General features: G+C 65.9%; 3 protein-coding genes. All 3 read right to left on the reverse strand.

Going from position 1 to position 3321, the window contains the following annotated elements:
* Positions 1–151 precede the first annotated feature (151 nt).
* Genes AC4FAH_RS12010 through AC4FAH_RS12020 form a run of 3 tightly spaced genes read right to left on the reverse strand, consistent with a single transcriptional unit; the run spans position 152 to position 3287 of the window.
* Positions 152–715 carry a cytochrome c-type biogenesis protein gene (locus AC4FAH_RS12010; protein ID WP_483222556.1) on the reverse strand — a complete coding sequence of 188 codons (564 nt, stop codon included), beginning with the start codon at positions 713–715 and terminating at the stop codon, positions 152–154.
* A complete protein-coding gene (locus AC4FAH_RS12015; RefSeq protein WP_287020794.1) occupies positions 712–1290 on the reverse strand; it encodes a DsbE family thiol:disulfide interchange protein in 579 nt (192 codons plus the stop codon). Before AC4FAH_RS12015 ends, AC4FAH_RS12010 begins: the two co-directional genes overlap by 4 nt.
* Positions 1287–3287, reverse strand: a complete 2001-nt coding sequence (locus AC4FAH_RS12020; protein ID WP_490246092.1) for a heme lyase CcmF/NrfE family subunit — start codon at positions 3285–3287, stop codon at positions 1287–1289. The genes AC4FAH_RS12015 and AC4FAH_RS12020 overlap by 4 nt, the downstream gene beginning before the upstream one ends.
* Positions 3288–3321: the final 34 nt, after the last annotated feature.

The raw sequence follows: 3321 nt of genomic DNA on the forward strand, positions 1-3321 counted from the left end.
CGCCGATAGACACGCACGTTCTCGGCGCCGAGGCTGTCGTTGTCCTCGAACGCCTGCTGATCGGCATGCACGCGACGCGCCCGCCGCAACGGCAGCAACAGCAGCCAGCCGGCGGGAATCAACAGCACGGCAATCGCCAGCCATAACAGGATCATGAGCGCTCCTTGGCAGTGTGTTGCCCAGCGCCGGGTTGCTCATTACCAGGCTGCTCATCAATGGACTGGCGGTGCGTGGCAAGCAATGCCGACAGGCGCGCCTGCTCATCATCATCCAGCGCACGCACACGTGCACGCCGCCGGGCGCGCACGATCAGGGTCACGACCAGCAAACCGAGCAGAATCAAAACAGCGGGACCGCCCCACAGCAGCCAGGTACGCCCATCGAGGCGCGGGTTGTAGAGCACGTACTCGCCGAAGCGCGCGACCATGAAATTCTGGATCTCGCTGTCGCTGCGGCCGTCATTGAGCAGGTCCGCCACGTTCTGGCGCATGTCACCGGCGATGGGGGAATCCGAGTCACCGATCGCCTGGTTCTGGCACTTGGGGCAGCGCAGCGCGGCGGTCAGGCTGTCGTAGCGCTTCTGCAGCACCGGATTGTCGAACTGATGCATCTCGATGGCGGCATGCGCCTTGCCGGCTGACAGCCAGGCGAGAAACATCAGCACCACCAGCGCCTGCACCAGCGGGATGGCGAAACTCCTGAGCACGGTTTTCATGAGCTGGCCTCCTCATCGGGCGTGCTGGCGGCTTCAGTCGCGGGCTCTGCAATGCGCTCCAGCGTCGGCAGGATGACGTCGCGGACATCTTCGGGGCGGATGTAGCCGGTGTGGTGATAGCGGATCACGCCCTCGGCATCGACCAGGAAGGTTTCCGGTGCCCCATAGACGCCGAGATCAAAGCCCAACGTGCCGTCGGGGTCGAACAGATTGACGCTGAACGGGTTGCCGAATTCCTCCAGGAACTGGCGGCCCTTGGCGCGGGTGTCCTTGTAGTCGACGCCGACCATGTGCACGCCCCGCTCGGCGAGATCCAGCAGCTGCGGCATCTCGTGCTTGCAGGTCGGGCACCACTCGCCCCAGACATTGACGAGGCTGACCTGCCCCTTGAGCAGCGAGGCATCGAGGCGCGCCTGCGGATCACTCAAGGTACTGAGCGAGAATTCGGGGAAGGGCCGCGACAGCAGCGCGGAGTCCCGTGCATAGGGGTCATCATCGAGGCGCTGGTAGAGGAAGGCACCCAGCCCCACCACGACCACCAGCGGCACGAACAGCACCAGACGACGAACATTCATGGGCGAGCCTCCTGCGTGGCGAGGGAGCGGGTGTCAGACGCCGAGCTGGCCTCGACACGGCGGCGATAACGGCGATCCAGCACGGCGATCACACCGCCCGCCCCCATCAGCAAGGCGCCCAGCCACAGCCAGCGCACGAAGGGTTTGACCTGGATGCGTACCGCCCAGCTGTCGTCATCCAGCTTCTCGCCCATGGCGACGTAGAGGTCACGCGTGAAGCCGGCATCGAGCGCGGTCTCGGTCATCGGCATGCCGCTGGCCAGGAACAGACGCTTCTCGGGATGCAGTGTCGTCACCGCCTTGCCATCACGGCTGACCTCCACCGTGGCGCGGTCCGACAGGTAGTTGGGGCCGCGATATTCGCCAAGCTCGGTCATGCGGAACTGATAGCCGCCCACGCTGACTTCCTTGCCCTGCACCATGCGCACGTTCTCGGCGACCTCGGTATTGGAGACCAGCGTCACGCCGACGATGGTCACCGCCAGCCCCAGATGCGCCAGCTGCATGCCCCAGTAGCTGGGCGTGAGGCGCTTGAGCCCCGCCCAGCGACCCGCCTTCGAGGCACTCTTGTCCCACAGGTCGCGCAGCAGCGGCAGCACCACCCACAGCGCGATGACCAGTCCGAGCGCCACCGAGAAGCTCCACTCGATATCCAGCGTCAGCGGCAGCAGACCGCCGATGACGAGTGCCGCGCTGCCGGCCAGCGCCAGACGACGCGTAAGCTCGCGGCCCGGCATCTGCTTCCAGCGCGAGGCCGGCCCGAGGCCCATGAAGGCACACAGCAGCGTGGTCAGCGGCACGAACAGCGCATTGAAGTACGGCGGGCCCACCGAGATCTTGCCCAGCCCCAGCGAATCCAGCACCAGCGGATAGAGGGTGCCCAGCAGCACGGTGACCATCATCACCAGCAGCACGAGATTGTTGACCAGCAGGAAGGCATCCCGCGACAGCCAGTGAAAGCCCAGCGTCGAACGCACGCGCGGTGCGCGCAGCGCGAACAGCAGCAGCGAGCCACCGACGGTGATGCCGAGCAGTACCAGAATGAACAGCCCGCGATCGGGGTCGCTGGCGAAGGCGTGCACCGAGGTCAGCACGCCGGAGCGCACCAGGAAGGTGCCCAGCAGTGACAGCGAGAAGGCGAAGATCGACAGCAGCACCGTCCAGCTCTTGAAGGCGCCGCGCTTCTCGGTGACCGCCAGCGAGTGGATCAGGGCGGTACCGGCCAACCACGGCATCAAGGAGGCGTTCTCGACCGGGTCCCAGAACCACCAGCCGCCCCAGCCGAGCTCGTAGTAGGCCCACCAGCTGCCCAGCGCGATGCCGACGGTAAGGAAGGCCCAGGCGATGTTGGTCCAGGGGCGCGCCCAGCGTGCCCAGGCCGCATCGAGACGCCCGCCCATCAGTGCCGCCATCGCGAACGCGAACGCCACCGAGAAGCCCACGTAGCCCATGTAGAGCATCGGCGGATGGATGATCAGCCCGATGTCCTGCAGCAGCGGATTGAGGTCCGCGCCGTCAGCCGGCATGTCCGGCAGCAGGCGCGCGAAGGGATTGGAGGTCAGCAGTACGAATGCGAGGAAGCCGGTGGAGATCAGCCCCATGATGCCCAGCACCCGTGCCAGCATGTCGCGCGGCAGATGGCGCGCGCCCAATGAGACGGCAAAGCCCCAGCCGGCCAGTATCAGGCTCCACAACAGCACCGAGCCCTCATGGCTGCCCCACACGGCGCTGAACTTGAAGTACCACGGCAGCTGGCTGTTGGAGTTGTTGGCGATGTAGGCGACGCTGAAATCATCCAGCAGGAAGCTCGCGGTCAGGCAGGCATAGGCGATCAGCACGAACAGGAACTGCCCCCAGGCCATCGGCTGGGCGAAGCTCATCCACAGCGGACGGCGCGTACTGGCTCCCGCCAGTGGTACGACCGCCTGCACACAGGCCAGACAGGCACCCAGAATCAGTGCGAAGTGGCCGATTTCCGGCAACAGTTGCGTCACCATCACGGGGTCTCCTGCGGATCGAGCGCGGCCTTGG

The organism is Cobetia sp. (assembly GCF_983723665.1).

Excerpts from the sequence above, each read along its gene's own strand:
- AC4FAH_RS12010 (WP_483222556.1), bottom strand. The coding sequence starts at position 715 with ATGAAAACCGTGCTCAGGAGTTTCGCCATCCCGCTGGTGCAGGCGCTG.
- AC4FAH_RS12015 (WP_287020794.1), bottom strand. The coding sequence starts at position 1,290 with ATGAATGTTCGTCGTCTGGTGCTGTTCGTGCCGCTGGTGGTCGTGGTG.
- AC4FAH_RS12020 (WP_490246092.1), bottom strand. The coding sequence starts at position 3,287 with ATGGTGACGCAACTGTTGCCGGAAATCGGCCACTTCGCACTGATTCTG.